This window comes from Niallia tiangongensis, assembly GCF_044704065.1.
GTDB lineage: Bacteria > Bacillota > Bacilli > Bacillales > Cytobacillaceae > Niallia > Niallia tiangongensis.
This window is the reverse complement of sequence record NZ_CP162613.1, coordinates 227,271-246,987: the sequence shown is the minus strand read 5'-3', so window position 1 is coordinate 246,987 and position 19,717 is coordinate 227,271. Positions and strand designations below refer to the sequence as shown.

The window sequence follows — 19,717 nt, the reverse complement described above, 5'->3', positions numbered from 1 at the left end:
AAAGGAGAGAAAAAAGAAAAAGACCAACATTTCCAATTAGACAAAAGTGAATTATTTCAACTTACCTAAAACATAGCCAAGGTCTTCCTTTAATCGTTCGTACACATCTTTTCTTAACTCATCATCATCTCTAATATACATGCTAAGAGCTGAGTTACTACTACTAAAAAAGGGCAGACTTTTTCTTCCTAATTTCGATAAGGCTTCGTTAGTTTTTTTATAATCTTTCTCTTCTTGAATTATATCATTTCGATTTTTTCTTTTTGGAATTTGGACAATATATGGTTTACTCTCACTTATATCAACTGCTGGCTCCCAAGTCACTTCAACTCCGCCACCAAATTCATCATCCCTATAAAAGCAAATATTAAATCTTAATGGCCCCATTGTATAGAATGGAAGAAATTCCTTCAAAGATGAAAAGTGATTTTCTACCAAATACCTATATGAATTCTGATAATATTCATAAAAACAAGCTATTCTCTTACTAAGTTGATGGTCACTCCATACCTCCCAAATATATCCACGACTCTTATTTAGTTGTTCCCAATCAATATCGGGAGGTGGTAATAAGGATTTTTTAGGATCAACTTTCCTTTTTTGTAATCGGAGTGACGAAAGCGTCATATAAAGAACCTCTTCAGAACTGTAATAGATTGAGTTACTCAAAGAATTAGCATATTGAAGAATATTCCTTTTTAGAAACAATTCTACTATTTGATCAATAGAATGTACATAAAGAGAAGGTCTTCTATTTTTTCGATCCCCTTCCATGGAAAAACGTTCAAGCGGTAAAGTACGCAAAGTTTTCTCTATTTGCATTACAACCATTTCCGGTGGTTCAATATCAAAAAATCTCTTCTTATCTAACATTTCAGCTAACTGCTCTTTTATTGAATAAATTGCAACTTCTCTTGCAGAATCAATTCCCATGTCTGTAGCTTGTAAATTTAGGAACCAATGATTTCCTCCCCTAAAAGTCTTTATCGGTATACTGACGTCATTCCCTTGTTTATCTTTCTTGTATATTCGTGGTCCACCAGCATAATCTCTTAATATTACTTCTGGGACTTCCTTATTGGCCTCTGGAACAAGTAAAAACCTAAAGTCAATTGCTGGTGTACTGAAGTCCATACTTCCCTCGATTATTAACTTCAAAGGAATAGATAATTCGTTCTCTTTTAATGAATACCACGGATAGAAATATTTTTTAATAGATTTAAAGTGACTATCTATTATTTCTAAATAACTTTTTCGAACTTGTTCAAAATAGCTAAGTGTATATTCCTTAGACCAAATTTCTTTTAGCTGATTAGTAAAATCAAACCTCGCTTCTAAACATCTTCTGTATAGATACAAATTATTCTTCTCTAAATAATCGAGAAATTTCTTCTGCCTGTTATCTCTTTTTAGCAAACCTGCTAAATAAATGAACACTTCATAGTAAGTGTCATTTTTATCATATTCCATTATGAACCCTATCAATTCTTCGTCTGATACTTGAGATATGTTTAAGGCAAAAAAGTATTCATGGAATGATGGGTGAAAGAAAGTCAAATCCCCATTATCTTCAATTAATAAGCCAGTGTCCATTAATTCTCTTTTAACTATTTCAACTTTATCTCTTTGCAAAAACGTACAAACAGATTCTGAAAACTCTACTCTGGTAGGGAAATCTCTAAAAGTACGCTTAGCATACTCAGATAATATCAATTCCTTAGTCGATACATCTATTTGAAAAGGAGTGACTAAACCCTTTTGATAATTTCTCTCTTCCATAAGGTATCTTATATAATTTGCATATAGTTCCGCTCTGTTTTTTGGAAGTGTTGTGCCACCAGTTATTTTTAAAACAGAGACAGTCATAAATAGAAATAATGGATTTTTTATAAGACTTCTTAGATTACCATCAATACTATGCAAAGTTTGCCATCCAGGTAAATTTAGTTCCCTTTCAATGTACGCCCTTATCATTTCATCATCTAATTCATCTATTGTATATTCAGAGAAGTGCGTATTCAGTTGCTTATAATAGTTTTCCTTTCTACAGGTCACTAAAATATGTGCTTTCTTAATTTTAGACACCTTAATGAGCTCATCAATTAGTAAATCTGCTGATGATGTTACTTCATCAAGACCATCAACAAGAATTAAAAATCTACCATCAGTTAAATCTTGCTGTACTTGTTTTTCGCTAATAGATGGAATTGAGTACCTCAACTCTGTTAGTATTCCTTCGGCTATATTAGAAAAGGATCTTGACCATTTTCTGGCCTTTAATATGATAGGTATTTTACCTTTTTCTATTAAAGGATTTTCAATCATATCTTTCGCTAACATTGATAAAAGATAAGTTTTACCTCCCCCTGGTTCGGATAGTATCACAGCAGATTCATCTTTTTTTAGTAATTCAATATACGATTCTAACTTTTCACTTCGTTGGTTATCTTTAGTAAATTTAAAAGTGAACCCTAAACCAACTGCATTATTAGATTGCCTATTCAATTTTCTTAGAATTGTATTTTCTAGCTGTTGATCTAATTGATCTTGTAACATTGTTAGATATGGTTCATAATACGGTTCATTTCTTTTTTCAATAATGTCTATCCCAATACCCTTAATGTATTCTTTATATAAATACAGACTTACTGCAGATAGTCTACTTGCTTGTCCATCCTCCTCAACTTGTTTTAATAGGACAGCAACTGCATGACCATTTAATACTAACGGAGCACCAGATACTCCACTATAATCTCGAATATCATCATTCTTACTTAAATCGACATTCCATTCCGAATTTAACAAACGATAATTCTCTACATGTACTTCATCTTTGACTTGTAAATCAATAAAAGTTCCTTGCTCTCTTCTTGCAGGGGGGTATCCAAATGTTTCACACACCAAAGAAGTGTTGAACTTAAAATCAATACACTTTATTGGCGTAACACCTTCTATCACTTTATTTAACCTTAATGCAATAATTTGTTGATTTATACAATCTTCATCAAGAATAATCGGTTCTACATCAATTTCCTCAACCTGGTTATTTACATTAAAGAATAACTTAACAGACTTTTTTTCCTCAAAAAAGTCAATAAGAGCATGCGTTGCAGTTATTGCAATATCCTCTGAAATCATGAATGCGGTAGCTGTCTCCTTACCACATACTAATTTGGGAATGGCATGTTTCAATTCAGTCTTCATAATTACCCTCCTCACAATTCAACTATTGACACTGCTTTACCTTCTGAGATTTGAACCTCGTAGTTATATTTCTCTTTCCATCTAGCATTATTTAATAACCTTGAAGTGCTTGTTTGATAATTAAATACCAGTGTCTTTGATCTATGTCTTTGATAATAAAGAATCCTTGCCAGTGAATCAAAATCAGGATGCCCGTGCTTATCGCCATTAGTTGAAATTAAGAATACCTCAGAGTTTATCCTCTCTATAAGATCTCTTGTTATGTTTTTTTTACTACCATGATGTGACACTTTTACCAAGTCAAATTGATTCTCCTCTAACCTAGCAATATTATCATCAATAATGTCAGGATGAGCATCTGCTAAAAAGAGTAGCTTTTTACTCTCGTATTCAATAATAAACGAAATTGAGGAACCGTTTACTACAGAATCATCAATTTCTTCTTTTGAATTTTGCAAAACAATATTTTCTATATTTACTTCATCATAGTTACTAGCACTTGATGAAATATTACTTTCTAAAACTTTTTGTTCCTCTTGTCTTATCAAATAGAATTCATAAGCATCATCGAATATTTGCTCATCGCTAAGTGAAAAGTTCATTTTTTGTTTCTTTAGCTCTCTAAACCATGTACGAGATAATCTTCTTAGTTTATCTGTATTAGGTGATAATAAGGTAAGAGAGTATTGGTCCTTTACAACAAAATTCTTGTTTTCGTAGTTCACTGCCTTACCACCAAAAGATTCATTCCAAGGGTATCCACCTTCCAATATCAAAGCAGCTAACATAGAGCCCTGTTTTGCACTAATGTCCTCATCACGGACCCCAGTTTGCCCCATTTGTTGTCGTAAAAATGAGCTACCTAATACTACTTCTCTATTCAGGATTGTTAACTCTTGCTCAGTTACTTTTTCAACCTTTTCCTTCTCAAATTGTAAGTGCCTGTAACTGTTGTGCCATACTTCCTTAATCTCTATAAAAGGATCCTTATTATTTTCCTCTAAAAATGCTAATGCACCTAAAATATGATCCTGGTCTATATGTGTTACCACCATTAAATCTATTGCTTCACCATTATTCGCAATATCAAGTAGTTCCTTTTTCAAAAAATTCCTATAAGTATCTGCATAACCACAATCTATTAAAATATGTTTCCTATTTTCTAAACCAAGCGACACTAAAAAACAATCCCCGTTTTTTGCAGGAAACATTTTTACTTTAATTTTTGAAGTTGACATTTAATCCCCCCTGAACTAAATACCTCTTTACCTATTTTCTCAATTTTATCACAATTCACAAACTATTCTTCTTTAATAAAAAGAGGAGTAAAGACATGGTATTGTGACAGCTTGAGGATAAGTTGGAAATCTTGTTTACTTAAAACAAATACATTTAGAAATAGAAAAGAATGAGAACACAAATCCTATTTGAACCTAATAAATTGAGGGACAGCTCAAAAACAAATGATATAATATGGATACAAATGGAATTAATTCGGAGGTTATTGCATGAACAAGTTACTGGAAACGATCGAGGTCAATTCCGTAAATGGATTATATCGTATTTATCTTTTTAATGATGGTAATGCTCTACCTAAACTTGTCATGTATCAGGTTACTGATGGACATGAAGCACCTATCAAAAATATGTATAGAGAGCTTAAAAAGTTGAACAAAGAATTTTCTTTTAAAATTGACTTCGAACCAACAGACCGTATTAAATTGAATACTAGGGAATTTGGCAAGGAATCTATTAAACACTATCAGTCTTTTTAATAGTTGTTTCCATCGTTCTCCAAAAAAATTAAGGAAGGATGAATTAAAATGGGTCTGGATAGACTTGCCAACTTGTTTGCGGAATATCAAATTGCTTCTAGGGCATGTTTAGAACAAGAGGATTCACCATATATGTTAATCAAAAAACATTGCAGTCATACAAGGTATTTCCATTCAATAGATCAGATGAAAGAAATTTTACCTAAAAAGTCAATACAAAGAGGAGCAGATTTGCCATTTTGGGGTGAAAAATACTTCTTAAAAGAGGAAAAAGGGCTGCGAACTATGATAATCGCACAAGATTCTCTGTCCGAGGATGCTGGAAGTATAGTTTTTTATGCCCCTTTACTTCCTTTAAATTGGGATAAAAAGATATACAATACTCAGTTTTATAATCATTTACCAAAAAAGACATTTGGCTACAACAGTTATCAAGATGTTTTATTTGCCTTGAATTCTTGGCAAGTAAATTTAGATTTTCTTTACCTAACCGATGCAAGAAAAGTGTATGAGGCTAATAATCTATCGAAAGAACATCAAAAGATTGATAAGGTTACCTCATTTGAATTCATCAAAAAGGAAATTGAATTTATAAAACCACAACTTATCTATTTATTAGGTGCACAATCCTTTACATTGTTTGGTTATAAAAGAGAACAATTTTCCGAATATGTAGGGAGCAAAATTATTGAGATAGAACATATACCTACCATTGTTGCACCTTTTATCACTGGGAATGGTAATAAAGGCAGCAACAAGGAGCGTTTCGTTAAAAGATTTGAGGGTACACAAGCTCTTTCCTTACAGTTAAGAGAAAACTTCTAAAATTTCTAAAGGAATTTGGTCACCTGCTTAACTTTTTAATTAATATCATACAAAACTCTAAAGGAAGATTGCCATGCAAAACAGAAAAGTAAAATTGATCCAAATAGATTGGGAAGGTCCCTTTACTTTAAACGAGCTAAACCTCTTAACCAATGATTCTCACGACTATGGAATCTATCAAATCTACGGTAAACACATTGTCTATGGGAAAGATGTCCTGTTATATATAGGTAAAGCCGACAGACAAACGATTGGAAAGAGAATATCACAAGAAAATTGGTGGAATACAAATGACTCTAATCAACTTAAAATTTATGCGGGTCGAATCGCCGGTGAACACACTCCCGAAGAAGATGTTTGGTCTAAGGAGATTGATTTTGCAGAAAAACTTTTGATCAATGTACACAAACCAGCCTATAACTCAAAAAGCCTCACATCCATCCTAGGTGTCGAACTGCAAGATATTCACATTCTAAATTGGGGAGATTATAGAGACCTACTTCCTGAAATTTCGGGGTTACGATGGACAAGCATACTTAACAGCAAGGAATATGAGATATACCGTTATTCCGCTACCGAATAATCATACTTTCCAATTTTGTGAAAAGGAAAAGAGTCGTAATAACGACCCTAATGTTGAACTTAATAGCCTATTGTCTTCATCTTATATAGGTTAATTTATTTTGCTGTATTGCTTACAGAACCAAATATCTTACCAAAGTTATTATCCAGAAATACAGACATTTTAGTAGCCTGAAAAGACCAATGTTGGCCCTTTGTTTCTGGATAATAAACAAATCCCCCATTATCAATATCAAGTGTTCTTCTGAACCTTTTAGGATACAGAATATTCTCTTTTATCCATTCCGACTTCTTATTGATGCGTTTTTCAAGATCTTTCATATTCCAGTACATACCTGATAATTCACTTTGCTTTAATTTCTCATATTCAACTCTTGTAATAAGCACCATGTCCTCCGGTATTGTTATTACAACTTCTGCTTTTATCTTTTGCAAATTTTCAACCACCCTATGTATGTTTTAGACGCTCACAACCTTTATGTCATCATCATCAGTTGTGATAGTTACAAAGTTCAAGGGAAAACCCCTTGAACTCTCATACATTTATCCTTAGCCCCTACAATTTTTAAAAATTCATTCTCATGTTTTAAGAACTCACGAACCTCCTCATAAAACTCTTTTTTAATTGCTGCTTTTCTTAAAACCTTCCATTCTTTAATTACTTCCCCATTCTCTTTCATTTCATTAATTACATACTCTACCCTTTTCAAACGAAAATCCTGTTCTGATTCAGAAACTTGTTCAATGAATTTCTTCGTCTCTGGCAACTTATCCATATGCTTTTCTAATAGAGCTCTCTCTCCAATGCCTTCTCCAAGTACCTTTACTGTAATTCTTAGGGGCTTTCCATTTCTACTGTTTATATCTTCAACTACTTTACGGATATTCTTTAATACCTCTTGATCTCTTTCCAACCAATTAACACGGTTATTTATGGTTTCAACCTTTTGCAGTTCTGGAGAGTTTTCGTTTAGCCAATTTCTATCATTCCTATATAAGAAAGCATAAACCGCTGGTACTTTCTCTCTCAATTTGGTTTTCGAAAGGAAAGGATATTCCTTTTGCAACTGAACCCATTCACTTCGACGTTCATTTAGCAAATCATTATCTTTATGGATTCTCTTCTTTGAATCACTTTTGCTATTAATGATTTTCTCGTATTTAATTACCGTATTGGTATCCACACCTAGTCGCCTAGCTATCTCACGATACCTCAATCCATCATTTAGCAAAGATTGTAGCTCTCTCTTCCATAGGAAGCCAAAATCCATGATTCGACTATATTTGTAACGATCCTCTTTGTTTTGATCCTTTCCCTTTCTTGTGTATGAAAAGCCACAAGTAGGACAAGTAAATCGACCAATTGGCTTCTTCGTCTTTTCACACCTTCTAACCCTTACCTCTTTTATCGTATTTTTCTTATAATCTGGACATGTAGCATTTAAACAAGGCCAATTCGGATAATCAAATGGAGTATTTTCAAAGGAAATCTTCTTGAACACTGCATTCACCTTTAAATCAAGAAAGTTAAGCATCAACAAATGGTAATAAGGATGAAACGATTTTCGATGTTTTCGTGAAAAATCAGCTATCCAATGTAACTTTTCACTATCTATATAAAGACTTTTCAATACTTCTTCAGAGTAAAAACTATATAAGGCTTGCTGCAACTCCTTCTGTTTTACTTGTCCCTTAAAACTAACAAATCCTTTTTGGATTAGATGATAATGATAGAATTGCGTGAAATGGGAAAAGGCCTGATTTTTAAAACGTTCATTCAATAGAAGCTCTGCTTGATACATGATTTCCTTTAATTGTTGCAGTAACTCCCCATTTACCTTCCTTACTTTAGTCAAGTCACAGTTGCTCGTGGTTGGTAATATAAAGGCTTGTTTATTTGAATGGATGATTGGGACTGAACTGTGCTCTAACCATAGTTCATGTTTCGAGCAAATCAGATTTCCTGGTAACTGATGAAGACGATGCCAGTATAATTCTCCATACATAACAGTATCCTCCTCAGCACAGGCTGAACAATACTTTAAAAACTTGTTTTGTGGTATCGAACTTGCCATAATTCCTGATTGCATATAAATCTTTTTTCCGTCATCACTTATCATAGAATCGTAAATTGATTGAGCCTTTTCTGTTGGTAAGAACACAGTATAGAATGGATACATTGTATGTTTTTCGATAAGTACCTGTTCATCCAATGTCGTGTTTTCAGGTAAATGCTGAACAAGTGAACCAATCCCCGATGGCAACAATACCGAAGCACATATGGTCCTCTTTCCGAATAAATCTTCCAACGTATGTTTCCAAAAGACATTTCCTGACCGGATATGAAACCGAGCTAGAATACTATATAAAAGTTCATCAGGATACGGAGTTGGGAATTGTATAATCATGAAACATCTCGCTCAGGATAATCTTGCTTGATTATTTCAGCATCTAGTAATGATTGATACACAGTTATTTGTTGTTCTTTCCCCTTTTTTATAATGATTCTTAGGTCATTACTTATTAATTTATCCATACTTTTTTCATTACTATTTAATAGAAGAAAAGCATCTTTTACGACTTGCGATACGTCCCTAATATGACTATTCTCTGAAACAATCTTTTGTACTGCCTTAACCCCTATATCATTACTAACACCAAGCATTCCTAAACGAAAAACAGCACCATCAATTAATTTTGTCTGCTCACTTTTCCGTTTTACTCCTTCTTGAAGTGAATCCATCACCTGTTTTTGATCAAGATTAATTCGTTCCTGTTCAATAAAGTCCTCTATATTTGGTAGCATCAAGTCATCGTATTTTGCTAGTTTGCTATAGTCTTTGCTTTTTAAAGTATTTAACATCGGTTGAACCATTTTCAACTCTTCTTTGGCCACTTGCTTAATTAATGTCGTAGTAATCTTCTCCTTACCACTACTAATGGCACGTAGCTGCACCATCATATAGAGCTTTATTGCAATATCCGAGATTCCTTGAGACTCATAATATAAAGCTGAAGAAACCTCCTCTGTAAAAGGGATTTCCTCTTTTGTCCATTGATATTTCCACATTCCCTCAACAAATAAATCCCAAATAGCATCTTTTTCAAAGCGATCCCACATGATATTCCCCATATTAGTGCTTCTTCTTGCTTGTCTGAACTGTGATTGCAAAACATCCATTGCCTTTGGGGTTCCAACCATTATGAGAGGGATATTTATCGTATTGATAAACGCTGTAAAAAAGTTTAATATCTGTGCTGAGCTAGAACTTTTGATACCCTTTAAATGCTGTAACTCATCTAAGAATAGCATGCCAAGGTTGATGCTTTTAGCTATCTGAGCCATTATGGGCATTAGCTGACTTGTTGACAAATGACTGTTCACATATCTTTTAAAATAATTAGAGCCTAGAAGTAGGTCAACTTGATACATAAAATCGAAAATAATAGATTTTACAGACCCATCAAAAGGAGTCTCTATTTTTAAATAGGTAACTTGATAGTGATTTAATAATTGCCCTTTATATGAAACATGTGAAATCAACTGTGGAATAGTTTGCAAGATTCGCTGTAATGTTCTTGTTTTTCCTACCCCCGAAACGCCTAAGATGCTCAATGTTTGACCAGTTTGAATAATAGACTTATCAAATGATTTATTTTGTATATTATTCCAATTATCCACAAAAGTTTGTGCATAAGTAGGACTTAATGGATTACGATAGGTGTAACCTGTTCGAATTAACCTAGATATTGATGACTCAATTTTTAAATGAATGGGAATTGCTTGAAAGTAATGCAGTAACCTAGAAATCAGATGAACTCTGAGATGGTCACTCAAAAATCTTTCTTCCTTATTATATGGAGGGTACATACTTAAACGATCGATGACCTCCTCCTGAGAATAGATGGGTGGCAACGCTTCTATAAGAGGATTCCCTTGATATTCTAATATCTCTTGTTCTCTATAATCGGCAATATGAACTTGGGTTCCATTAGCCAGTTCAATTTTCTCCATCGTAAAGCACTTCCTTTTGTTTTTTACGGAAAATATCCAGTACCTTTCCTGACTCTGTCTCATGACTGACCGAATTCAATTTCACTTTTGGGTCATTTGGATACACTAAGTTTTCACTTTTCATTACTAAGTTCTCTTTTTCTCTATTTTCTCTTATATTTTTTATATCTTTAGGAACCTTACTATTTGGGATTTGTTTAGCCTCATTCTTTGCATTTTTAACAATCTCTTCAATGTCCTGTGCTAATTGAATAGCTCCATTTAATCTGCTTTCCTCATATTCTGCTTCTTTATGCTTTATATCACTTTTCAAACTCTCAACATCTTCGATCATTGCACCACGATACATTTCATATTGCTTAATTAGTGTACAGACTTCGTGTTTCTGTCTATCTATTCGAATGTAGATATTCGAGACATCTTGAGGGTCATAATGCACTCCCATACTCCAGCTGCCTTGTATTCGAGCCTTAGAAAACCACCGTTCTTTCAATGCTATCGAACAAGTGTAGTATAGATTTCCAAATTTGATTCCTTTCGGGGTAATTTTTGCACTACCTTTGGGTAAAACGCTGCTTCTTATGGCATTTAAAGGAATAGTCCTCAATAAACCTGTTCCTTTATGTAACCCCCACTTAAATATTTCAATCGGTATCGGAGGAATATTTTCTTGTATCATACTCTGTGTTAAAGGATAGCCCATTAAATAATTATGGTTGTTATAATATAGAACCGTTCTTACTAAAATCTGGACATATTCATTTAGGTTTAAAACTGCCTTTTTCCTATAATCTTTCCCCCCACGTTTCATAAAATCTTTTTGAACCGCTCCAGGGAGGAAGGGAGATATGTGTTCTTGAAGAAGATCAAAGTATTTTTCGCATACGGCCTTTAACTCCGGTCTGTATGCTCCCAAATTTTGTAATTTAATGTTTAAGTCCTCCGTGATTTGTGTTAATTCATTGGAAATTAACTCGCTACCTCGATCCGCTAAAATAGTATGCGGTAGATAATGAATGGGCCAATCATCTTTATCAATATCCATATCGAGAGTTCTCTTACAAAATTCCTTTTTATCTTCAAAAGCATTCGCAAGAGCTAATCTCACTGATTCCTTTGACATACTTTGAATTCCTGCATACACTGAGACAACACATCTGGAAAATATATCCACAGTTAAGTATATGACAGGACGGCCAATCACTTTATTCCGATCAAAACTTGATACTAAATAAATATCACCAATGGTTGCATCAATCGCATATGTACCTATCCCCATTGAGTCTTCTGTAGCGGAACCAGTTATAGCACGATAGTTTTGTAAAAATTCTCTTCTTCCCTCTCTTTTGTGAATAGCATCCTCAGGTTTAAACCACTTGCGGTACCAATAGTAAAATTGATCAAAAGAAATTACTGGTCTGTCCATATCCAATACTTTATAGCCTGTTTTTTCATCCTCCTTAGAAAAATGCTCCTTTACCATTTGTTGATAAGCATATTTTAATGAAGGTTTTGAACGAATAAAGTAGTGTTTTTCTAGGCTTATTCTAATTATTTTCTTCCACTCTTCATTGATTGCTGCTCTCTGAATAGCTGAAGAATAAACATAAGGCCTACCCGCTTTTTTGTTAAAATTACGTTCCTTTCCCTGTTGTTTTCCACAATTATTAAAGTCAGGTAATAGAGCATTCTTTACCATCCCCCTTGACCAATAGCGTTTTAAATATTGTCGAACTGTCTTTGTGCTAATGGAAAATTTCTTACTGGCCAATTTTATTAGCTCTGCTCTACGTTTCGGAATGAAAAGATCAGGGATTAAATAGATTTGGTTTATTACCAGCCATGCCTTATCACGTTTTTCAATTTCTTGTTTTGATAAATCCTCTTCATCTACACTGATAGCCCATGGATCAATTGCAACTTTCATAAACTCTCCTTTGTTTAAAGAGTTTTCTATATTGTGTATTTCCTCACTGTAAGGAAAAGATGGTTCATGGACATTTACTAGAAAACAAAGATGATGCTTATTATCGACCCAGACTATCCTTTGAATAAATTCAGGGTTTTCATTGCTTTGCAATAAATCATTAATTACCAACTGCATACCCTACATCACCACCATTTTCACCAGTAAATTCAACTTGATAATTTTCAACTTCATTATTCAAATAGATTTTCTTGTTCAAATTCATGCTTATTTCTTTATTAGCAATCAGATGTTTAAACAGAATTAGTCCCAAGCCTTCATCTAGGTTGTATTCTCTCTCCAGACGGTGAAAAATTGTTTGAAACGTATGGTCTTTATTCGTCAAATACTGAACCATCTCTCTTTTCAAGTGGGGCAAATTCACAATGAGCGATGGGTAGTCTTGAATATCATAGGAGTTCAAAGCCCACCCAATATTTCGTGCCAATTGTCTATTGATCTCTTTTTCTGTTACAATTCCAAACTCGATACCTTTCTTTTCAAAATACCTTCTTTGTAATTCCAACCTTTGCAAGGTAGCATTTTTCTCCAGCTCTTGTGATTGTTTAATGATTCTTGCTTGATAATATGGCTCACCATTTATCCCCTTCCTTGTAACCAAAAAAGAAACCGTAAAGATATGTGGTACTTGTGTCTTCGTATCAAATAGCTTTGTTGTAAGTTCATCATCCACTTGGATATTCATGTCGTGAAAATCTAGTAAAGGGTACTGTTCCCTGATGTCAGTAACATTGTCATCAAACTCCAATAAATAGAAGTAATATAACTGCAAATCACTTAATAGATGGTAAACCCTTTGGGTTGTATGACCAAAGATACGAGTGGATCTACCCTTAGATGCTATGTCTTGAACCTGTAGCCATGATTTATAGTCTTTTCCTGTACCTTGTCCTCGTTTTTCTTTCAGGAACCTATTGATAGTTGTTTCATTCCACTCTCTAATCATGCAGCATCTCCCTACTTCCTCGTTCTTGAAGAATAATGTGTTCATTTTCAATTGCAGCACCAACAGTTGTTTTGAATTCACATTTAAAGAGATTAGAAAATTCATTCCAACCATTAAATGGAGAAAAATTTTGGACCTGTGAATCATCAGTACGACATAACTCTTCTTTTATTAAAGTTAATTGTCTACGGATCAAATAACGTAAGAACTGTAGCCCTGTTACTCGTTGGAATTCAGAAACAAAATCAACAAAAGAACTACCCGTTAATTCTTCTACATGTTTATTGCAAATCTCATCATGATAATGCTCATCAATGAATTGAATGACAGCATTAATTTTGTCCATCGCATAGTACCCCCTTTAAATAGAAAAAGACATTTGCTGCTTTGACTTTTGTCAAAAAGGATTGTTTTTTTTAATCCCAATAACAAAGTCAGCAACAAATGCCTCTACTATTATGTATTTCTTATAAATTAACCTGTAAGTACAACTCATCAAGATCTTCTTGCAATATACCAAGATACCTTTTAGTTTCTGCAACGGATCTATGATTAAGGGCTATACAAATGTAATCAAGTGATATTCCTTTCTTAAAAGCAAATAGTCCCCAAGTTTTCCGCATGCCGTGGGTGCCAAATCTTTCATTTATCCCTACCATATCACAGGCTTCGTTCAACATCGACGCAGCATATTGCCTTGTGATAGGTTGATTTGTTCCTTTTCTACTGGTAAAAAGAAAGTCATCTTGTTTCTTATCAGGAAACTCTATCACAAACTCTTTAATACTCTTCGCTAAATTTGGTGTAATCGGAAATCGCTTATATTTACCAGTCTTCTTTTCGTTTACTTCAATAAATTCTGTAGGTTTCCTACCATCCCATACTTGATTTACTTTCAACATCAAAATGTCAGAAATTCTTAGAGCTGATGAAATTCCAACCATAAACAACAAATAGTCTCTTTTGTTCTTCCCACGAAGGTATCCTTTTACAGCTTCAAGTTGTTTTAAATCCCGAATCGGCTGAACAACTTTCAATTTTGTTCACCTCCTTTTGAATCTTACATAATCATTGTATATCGCTGTTTAAGTAAGGTTCAACAGCCTAGAGGCAAAATCCAAAAATAAAAATGCTGATTTAATAGGATTTTCTTGTTTACACAACAGGGTTTTGTAAAGTAATCTTCAAAATATTATTTGCACACTCATAAACCGTATCGTTATGTAAGTAAATTAATTATTCCGATACAATCTTCCAAAACCTTTCGTATATTTGATATAATGGAAAACAAAGGAAATTACCAGCTTATAGAATGTAGGTGAAAATATTGCCTGTATGGACACAATGGATTTCATTAGGATTAGCGATTCTCGGCTCGATAACAGGGATTTGGGCGTTAGTTTTAAATCAACAAAGAACAACTATTACGAAACGAGTAGAAAAAGAACGCCTTGAAGCAAAGAAAAAAGCAATTTTCCAAGTTGAACGAACCAAACAAATGGGATCAAGACAAATGCAAGATAGATTTTTATTACATAACATCGGACAATCGGAAGCTAGAGCTGTCCAGGTTGAATTCTACAATTATAACCGTTTTAATAAGGGTGAGAAACGTAAAATTAACCCAATAATAGATAAAATTCCGTCAAAAATAAATGGAGGACAGACAGTAAATATCCTATTGTCTATTGCTGGTAATACCACACTACCTTATGAAATCATTATCACTTGGGATGACAATTTTAAAAATGGGAATAAGCTAGAAACAACTTTAAACTAGATTTAGGCTAAACAGCAATTCCAAACCTTTTAACTATACATTTAATTTCTACTAATAAGAAGGAATTAAATGAGGCGATATAGAAGTAATATATAGAGCGAGTTAGAGTTAATAAAAACTCCAACTAATTCAAATCACATATAAATAAGATTGACAAAACTGACCTATATTGTTGACATCTTATCTATTTGAGCTATAATAAAGATACAGATAAGTAAGCCACTACGGATCGTGTGACTTACTTACATACAATCTTGGGTCGGTACGGATCGTTCGGCCTGTTAAAACTCACTACGGATCGTGTGGGTTTTGATGAAAAAGGCCAATCATAGTGATTTGGCTTTTTTTGTCGATAGCAAAGATGTATATTCCCCCCTTATTGGGCATAATATTAAATATCCTCACTACGGATCGTGTGAGGAAAAGCTCCAGGCCGCTACGGATCGTGCGACCTGGAGCTTTTTTTATTTAGCATCTATATAACTTCGTGGTACTTTCTAATTTTTTATACAAACTCCTAACTCTATTAGCATATTCATCGTCTCTTTCCTCATCTAAACGATGAAAGGCCTGGAAAATCCAAATTCCAACATCTGCTACTTGTAACAAAGGATAGTCTCTTGCTTTACCACTCACCAATTCTCCAAAGAATTTTCTCCTTGATGAATTATTAAGACTGTCTTTTAATACTTTCTTTTCTGTAATATCTCCATCATCAATTATTGTAATAATTTGATCTTGATCAGGAACATCCTTTTCCAAGAATTCCAAAAATGAGTTATGTAAAAACTTATATTCAGCCATTTTTTTCTTAGAATTTTTAGGATTTGCAATATATTGTGCCTTATCCAAGGCTCCGATATATAAGGTGACATTATGTTTAATCAACAAATCTAAGATGTCTTCTAATACATCAAAGCGTTCATCATTATTTAATTTACTCCACAACCCTGTCCTATTAACGATATTTTTAGCGTGGAAATGAAAATCTTGAAGGAAACCTACATGGCTGCTTATATCCCTAAAAAACTGAGTAGGATTGGTATCCGGACCTAACCCTGATTGAAACCTACTTACAATAATACTAAAATATTTATTTTGTATTCCCGCTAGTCCATTACCTATTGTTTTCCACTCCGAGACATTTACATAGGGTCCACCGTAAATTAATAGCTTTTGCTGTTTATCTTGAAGACCTGTATTCCCTGCTTCATCTATATAAAAAATTCCCACACAAGTTCCTCCTTAATCAAATCCGTTTGCATCATCGTTTACATCAACAGGTGAATTCAAGTCCACAACCAAAAAGTCGCCCTCTTTTATACTTAAAAATCTTTTTGCCTTGTCAAGTTTTATTTCGGGGCAATATCGGAGAACGAAACGAATAAAATCTTTATTATTGATACGGATAAAACCATTTTTTTCTTTACTATTAAAAACAATTGTATCTTCTGGTGATTCCTCTTCTGTAACTCCTACTACGACTATATATTTATTTTCTTTATCGAAACCTAATTTTATAGAGTGTGGGGATCCTAGCGATACTATAGCAGCTTTGTTAAAAACAACACCATATTCCGCCAAGGAAACAATTGGTGTTCCAATACTTGGTGAATACCATTCAATATTAAAATCCATATATTCTACCGCCTCCCATTTACCTAATTTTATTATATATCCAAATTCTATCATTATCAATCTTTTATGTTCCTCTTATGTTTCCATTTCATCTCTTTTATTCACTTTTTCAAATTCGCTAGATAAACAAACACTATATATATTAAAATATGATGCTTCAAGTAGCATATATATGTATAACTTTCAACCGAACTATAAAGCACTTTCATCCTCCAAACCACGTTGCATTATGGATGAAAATATGGTAATACGAATACTACTATATAATAACAAAAACATCAGCGAAATATAAAACAAATATAATTAAAAGAAAGGATGTAAATTAGCAAAAGCAAAATAGATAGGACACAATTAATTAGTATAACACCTGTTCCAGCTAAGGGTTCCAATTTCAATGTTATAAAAAGGATTTAAGGTATGTAGACAGTTCAAGGATTTCCAGAACGAGAGATTGCAGGCTGAGGCATTATCAGTAATAAAGAATCCGCACACTTATATATAAGTTTTTAAGCTACATTAGTAGCAAATTTAAAATCATATATTCCATCCAAACAAGAAAGGATAAAGAGCATTATATCTCCTTATCCTTCCATTGGTTAGCTCACTTTCTGATCGCTAATGTTTGCCATATTCGATGAAAGTACATTTCGTATAGAAATCCTTAACTCTTCAATTTCTTTTAAGGTCGCTTCAGAAATAATACCTTTGTTCAAGGATGTTTCCAACAAACTGTCGAGCCCTTGTAACGCCTTCAATGAATCATTGAAGAAACGAAACTTTTTGGGTATATACAACTGATGAGCTTCTGCGATATTGGCAATACATGAAGTGGAACATTGTCGCATGCCATATAAAATATCTTTTTCCCGCCAAAATTCTCGTTGCCTTGTAATCTCATAAATTCTTTCCACCAGCAATAGAGCATTCTCGTATGCTCCAAAATTTTTCACATTTGGAGTATAAGGATTAGGCAAATTTATCCCCTTGCCATGGTTGTCCTTTAAATGACATAGGGTTTTGGTTAAGATAGACACCACTTGGTTTACCAAGTAATCCAAATCATCATATTGCTCTTGTGTTATATATTTTTGTCCCAATGAGATTTGTAACCATGCGGAAGTTTCTTTTGCCGATCCTATGCTCACACTATATTGGTTAAACTTTTCACCAATATACATCTGTTCTCCAATAGCGATTCGTTCTTTTATTGATTTTGCACTCCTATGAATTTGGTCGATAACATGTTTCTTTTCATACGAGGGAAAACTTTTGCATAGTTCAATAATCTTTTCTTCCAATTCCTTGGCTTTCTTATAACCTAAGAATTGCTTTACATCTCTTACTTCAAGGTGCTGTTGATGCTTGGGTTGTTTTTCTTTGTGTACAGGTACTATATTTAATGAAGATTGGTTGGGTGATGTTGAAGCAGATTCATTTGAGGGTTTTGAGGAGAGGGAGTCTTCGAGGCTGTCGTAAATCTGGCAGGAGCTGAACTTATCGCAATAGTGTTCAATTAGGATTCCCTCAGCTTCACAGATGTCTTTTAGATCTTTCAGAATCCAGACAAATCCTTTCTCTGCAAAACTTTTAAGGCTACTTTCAATATCAAAAATACTGTAATTCGATAATTCCCGAATTTCCCGATACTCTTGTTGTATTTGTTTAACCTTTTCATTCATTTTGAATCATCTCCTTTTTAGATTGGATAACGGTGGCTGGGATGGAAAGTCATCCAATCCCTTACCTTTCAGTTGACTATTTTTTGAACGGTTCTCAAAACTGGATTTCATTTAGCCCTTATAATGTCTATAAAATAGCTCATTAATGGCTTCCGATTTTTCTTCCTCCAATAGGGATTGATCCGTAGGAAAGAAACGATATACTCTACTCTTTTCTTCATCATTGTTGCGGTCATAAATCTTTTCATAAGTCGCATAAAAGACCAAGCATTCTCCGGACCTTGTGACAAAAATCTCCCAGTGAATGTTTATTTCTCCGTCAAATGCCTCACATTCTTTAAAACTGGTTAAGATTAATCCACAAACGATCTCTCCATCCCTATTCGAAAAGAATTCCTCATCATATTGCTTCCCATCTTTATCTAACCTAGCACTTTTGCAAATTGGTTTATCTAAATCATCTTCGTGGTCCAATATCATCTCTAGCAAACTTTCAAAATCGAAGTCATACATACTGTTGTGGCTATTCTGATCTAATTGAATTACGTTATTTTTCATAGGAACATCTCTCCCTTTTCTTGTTTTTATATTTTATTTACCCTATTCTTTTCCATCTTGCTTAATCACCCTTCAAGGTTCTACCCTGTTTTATTCCTGCTATCACTTGTTTACCTCTAGCAGAAAATAGCCGAAAGACCAATTTTGAAATAAGATAGAACCAATAGTTGGAATTAGAGTTTCAAAGAAATGAACATATCAGTGAATTCATTGATTTGGAAAAAATACTCTGAGTGCTGCCTAATGAAGACTTTGAGGGTTCAATTGTGGAAATTTTTTGAAGAAGGGGGTTCTTCATAAAGAAGTTTCTTGAATTTAAGCAACTTAATTAAGCATCTTGAAGTTGATTTGGGAAATACTTTTCAATAGCCTTGTAACCATTATATTTTTCCAAAAAATCGAGAGCTTGCTTTTCAGTAACCGGTTCAATATCTTCACTACTAGACCATGAATTCATGCCGGCAGAAATTGCCATGTCAGTCATTGGCCCTCCATAATGATAAATAAACCAATTACCTTTCTTTGTTCGAAACATTGTTTTTTCACGATATTCGAATTTACCAAACTTACCGTTTGTCCAATCACAAATTTCTTCTGCTGTATCAGTGTTGTAACGTTTTCCATCAATAATTTTAATCATTTTCATTTCTCCTTTTGTTTTATGATTGATAACATCTAATTTATCTTACTATTTGACTTCAAAAATAATCAAAATAGTAATGTTCAAG

Annotated in this window: 18 protein-coding genes; 4 read left to right on the top strand and 14 right to left on the bottom strand. The window is 33.7% G+C overall.

The genetic code is table 11. From position 1 onward, the window contains the following. Window positions 1–51: 51 nt before the first annotated feature. Together AB3U99_RS01295 and AB3U99_RS01290 are read right to left on the bottom strand one after the other, a co-directional pair. On the bottom strand, window positions 52–3,138 hold the full coding sequence (locus AB3U99_RS01295) for an NACHT domain-containing protein (protein ID WP_400244993.1): 3,087 nt from the start codon (window positions 3,136–3,138) through the stop codon (window positions 52–54). A 77-nt stretch (window positions 3,139–3,215) separates the two neighbouring features. Beyond that, window positions 3,216–4,442, bottom strand: a complete 1,227-nt coding sequence (locus AB3U99_RS01290; protein ID WP_400244992.1) for an MBL fold metallo-hydrolase — start codon at window positions 4,440–4,442, stop codon at window positions 3,216–3,218. Between the two features lie 270 nt (window positions 4,443–4,712). Between AB3U99_RS01290 and AB3U99_RS01285 the strand changes: the two genes are divergently transcribed. The 3 genes from AB3U99_RS01285 to AB3U99_RS01275 all read left to right on the top strand — a co-directional run bounded on the left by AB3U99_RS01285 (window position 4,713) and on the right by AB3U99_RS01275 (window position 6,387). Beyond that, entirely contained in the window at window positions 4,713–4,979 is a 267-nt protein-coding gene (locus AB3U99_RS01285; protein WP_400244991.1) for a hypothetical protein, read from the top strand. 132 nt (window positions 4,980–5,111) lie between these two features. Then, window positions 5,112–5,804: a hypothetical protein gene (locus tag AB3U99_RS01280; RefSeq protein WP_400244990.1), complete on the top strand. Its 693-nt coding sequence runs from the start codon at window positions 5,112–5,114 to the stop codon at window positions 5,802–5,804. A 73-nt stretch (window positions 5,805–5,877) separates the two neighbouring features. Continuing rightward, window positions 5,878–6,387 (top strand): hypothetical protein, encoded by a 510-nt coding sequence (locus AB3U99_RS01275; RefSeq protein WP_400244989.1) that lies wholly within the window; start codon window positions 5,878–5,880, stop codon window positions 6,385–6,387. 95 nt (window positions 6,388–6,482) lie between these two features. Here the strand turns inward: AB3U99_RS01275 and AB3U99_RS01270 are convergent, their stop codons facing one another. The 7 genes from AB3U99_RS01270 to AB3U99_RS01240 form a co-directional block, all read right to left on the bottom strand. Beyond that, a complete protein-coding gene (locus tag AB3U99_RS01270; protein ID WP_400244988.1) occupies window positions 6,483–6,821 on the bottom strand; it encodes a DUF771 domain-containing protein in 339 nt (112 codons plus the stop codon). Window positions 6,822–6,898: 77 nt separating this feature from the next. Continuing rightward, window positions 6,899–8,794, bottom strand: coding sequence for a TnsD family transposase (locus tag AB3U99_RS01265; protein ID WP_400244987.1), 1,896 nt, complete (start codon window positions 8,792–8,794; stop codon window positions 6,899–6,901). Next, window positions 8,791–10,401 carry an ATP-binding protein gene (locus AB3U99_RS01260; protein WP_400244986.1) on the bottom strand — a complete coding sequence of 537 codons (1,611 nt, stop codon included), beginning with the start codon at window positions 10,399–10,401 and terminating at the stop codon, window positions 8,791–8,793. The genes AB3U99_RS01265 and AB3U99_RS01260 overlap by 4 nt, the downstream gene beginning before the upstream one ends. Then, the gene (locus AB3U99_RS01255; protein WP_400244985.1) at window positions 10,388–12,505 is read right to left on the bottom strand and encodes a Mu transposase C-terminal domain-containing protein; all 2,118 of its coding nucleotides are present in this window, start codon (window positions 12,503–12,505) and stop codon (window positions 10,388–10,390) included. Before AB3U99_RS01255 ends, AB3U99_RS01260 begins: the two co-directional genes overlap by 14 nt. Further along, a complete protein-coding gene (locus AB3U99_RS01250) occupies window positions 12,489–13,334 on the bottom strand; it encodes a TnsA endonuclease C-terminal domain-containing protein (protein WP_400244984.1) in 846 nt (281 codons plus the stop codon). The genes AB3U99_RS01255 and AB3U99_RS01250 overlap by 17 nt, the downstream gene beginning before the upstream one ends. Next, window positions 13,327–13,680 (bottom strand): hypothetical protein, encoded by a 354-nt coding sequence (locus AB3U99_RS01245; protein WP_400244982.1) that lies wholly within the window; start codon window positions 13,678–13,680, stop codon window positions 13,327–13,329. Before AB3U99_RS01245 ends, AB3U99_RS01250 begins: the two co-directional genes overlap by 8 nt. Window positions 13,681–13,801: 121 nt before the next feature. Beyond that, window positions 13,802–14,371, bottom strand: a complete 570-nt coding sequence (locus AB3U99_RS01240; protein WP_400244980.1) for a tyrosine-type recombinase/integrase — start codon at window positions 14,369–14,371, stop codon at window positions 13,802–13,804. A 290-nt stretch (window positions 14,372–14,661) separates the two neighbouring features. Here AB3U99_RS01240 and AB3U99_RS01235 point away from each other — a divergent pair, with 290 nt between their 5' ends. Beyond that, complete coding sequence (locus tag AB3U99_RS01235) at window positions 14,662–15,114, top strand: hypothetical protein (protein WP_400244979.1); 453 nt, start codon at window positions 14,662–14,664, stop codon at window positions 15,112–15,114. A 468-nt stretch (window positions 15,115–15,582) separates the two neighbouring features. Here the strand turns inward: AB3U99_RS01235 and AB3U99_RS01230 are convergent, their stop codons facing one another. The 5 genes from AB3U99_RS01230 to AB3U99_RS01210 form a co-directional block, all read right to left on the bottom strand. Next, window positions 15,583–16,347 carry a DUF3800 domain-containing protein gene (locus AB3U99_RS01230; protein ID WP_400244977.1) on the bottom strand — a complete coding sequence of 255 codons (765 nt, stop codon included), beginning with the start codon at window positions 16,345–16,347 and terminating at the stop codon, window positions 15,583–15,585. Window positions 16,348–16,359: 12 nt separating this feature from the next. Continuing rightward, complete coding sequence (locus tag AB3U99_RS01225; RefSeq protein ID WP_400244975.1) at window positions 16,360–16,752, bottom strand: hypothetical protein; 393 nt, start codon at window positions 16,750–16,752, stop codon at window positions 16,360–16,362. Window positions 16,753–17,348: 596 nt separating this feature from the next. Beyond that, a complete protein-coding gene (locus AB3U99_RS01220) occupies window positions 17,349–18,431 on the bottom strand; it encodes a four helix bundle protein (RefSeq protein ID WP_400244973.1) in 1,083 nt (360 codons plus the stop codon). 111 nt (window positions 18,432–18,542) lie between these two features. Then, a complete protein-coding gene (locus AB3U99_RS01215; RefSeq protein ID WP_400244971.1) occupies window positions 18,543–18,989 on the bottom strand; it encodes a hypothetical protein in 447 nt (148 codons plus the stop codon). Window positions 18,990–19,317: 328 nt separating this feature from the next. After that, window positions 19,318–19,629, bottom strand: a complete 312-nt coding sequence (locus AB3U99_RS01210) for a hypothetical protein (protein ID WP_400244970.1) — start codon at window positions 19,627–19,629, stop codon at window positions 19,318–19,320. Between the last annotated feature and the right edge of the window lie 88 nt (window positions 19,630–19,717).

Coding starts and splice junctions, on each gene's coding strand:
- AB3U99_RS01295 (WP_400244993.1), bottom strand. CDS start 3,138: ATGATTTCAGAGGATATTGCAATAACTGCAACGCATGCTCTTATTGAC.
- AB3U99_RS01290 (WP_400244992.1), bottom strand. CDS start 4,442: ATGTCAACTTCAAAAATTAAAGTAAAAATGTTTCCTGCAAAAAACGGG.
- AB3U99_RS01285 (WP_400244991.1), top strand. CDS start 4,713: ATGAACAAGTTACTGGAAACGATCGAGGTCAATTCCGTAAATGGATTA.
- AB3U99_RS01280 (WP_400244990.1), top strand. CDS start 5,112: ATGTTAATCAAAAAACATTGCAGTCATACAAGGTATTTCCATTCAATA.
- AB3U99_RS01275 (WP_400244989.1), top strand. CDS start 5,878: ATGCAAAACAGAAAAGTAAAATTGATCCAAATAGATTGGGAAGGTCCC.
- AB3U99_RS01265 (WP_400244987.1), bottom strand. CDS start 8,794: ATGATTATACAATTCCCAACTCCGTATCCTGATGAACTTTTATATAGT.
- AB3U99_RS01260 (WP_400244986.1), bottom strand. CDS start 10,401: ATGGAGAAAATTGAACTGGCTAATGGAACCCAAGTTCATATTGCCGAT.
- AB3U99_RS01255 (WP_400244985.1), bottom strand. CDS start 12,505: ATGCAGTTGGTAATTAATGATTTATTGCAAAGCAATGAAAACCCTGAA.
- AB3U99_RS01250 (WP_400244984.1), bottom strand. CDS start 13,334: ATGATTAGAGAGTGGAATGAAACAACTATCAATAGGTTCCTGAAAGAA.
- AB3U99_RS01245 (WP_400244982.1), bottom strand. CDS start 13,680: ATGGACAAAATTAATGCTGTCATTCAATTCATTGATGAGCATTATCAT.
- AB3U99_RS01225 (WP_400244975.1), bottom strand. CDS start 16,752: ATGGATTTTAATATTGAATGGTATTCACCAAGTATTGGAACACCAATT.
- AB3U99_RS01220 (WP_400244973.1), bottom strand. CDS start 18,431: ATGAATGAAAAGGTTAAACAAATACAACAAGAGTATCGGGAAATTCGG.
- AB3U99_RS01215 (WP_400244971.1), bottom strand. CDS start 18,989: ATGAAAAATAACGTAATTCAATTAGATCAGAATAGCCACAACAGTATG.
- AB3U99_RS01210 (WP_400244970.1), bottom strand. CDS start 19,629: ATGATTAAAATTATTGATGGAAAACGTTACAACACTGATACAGCAGAA.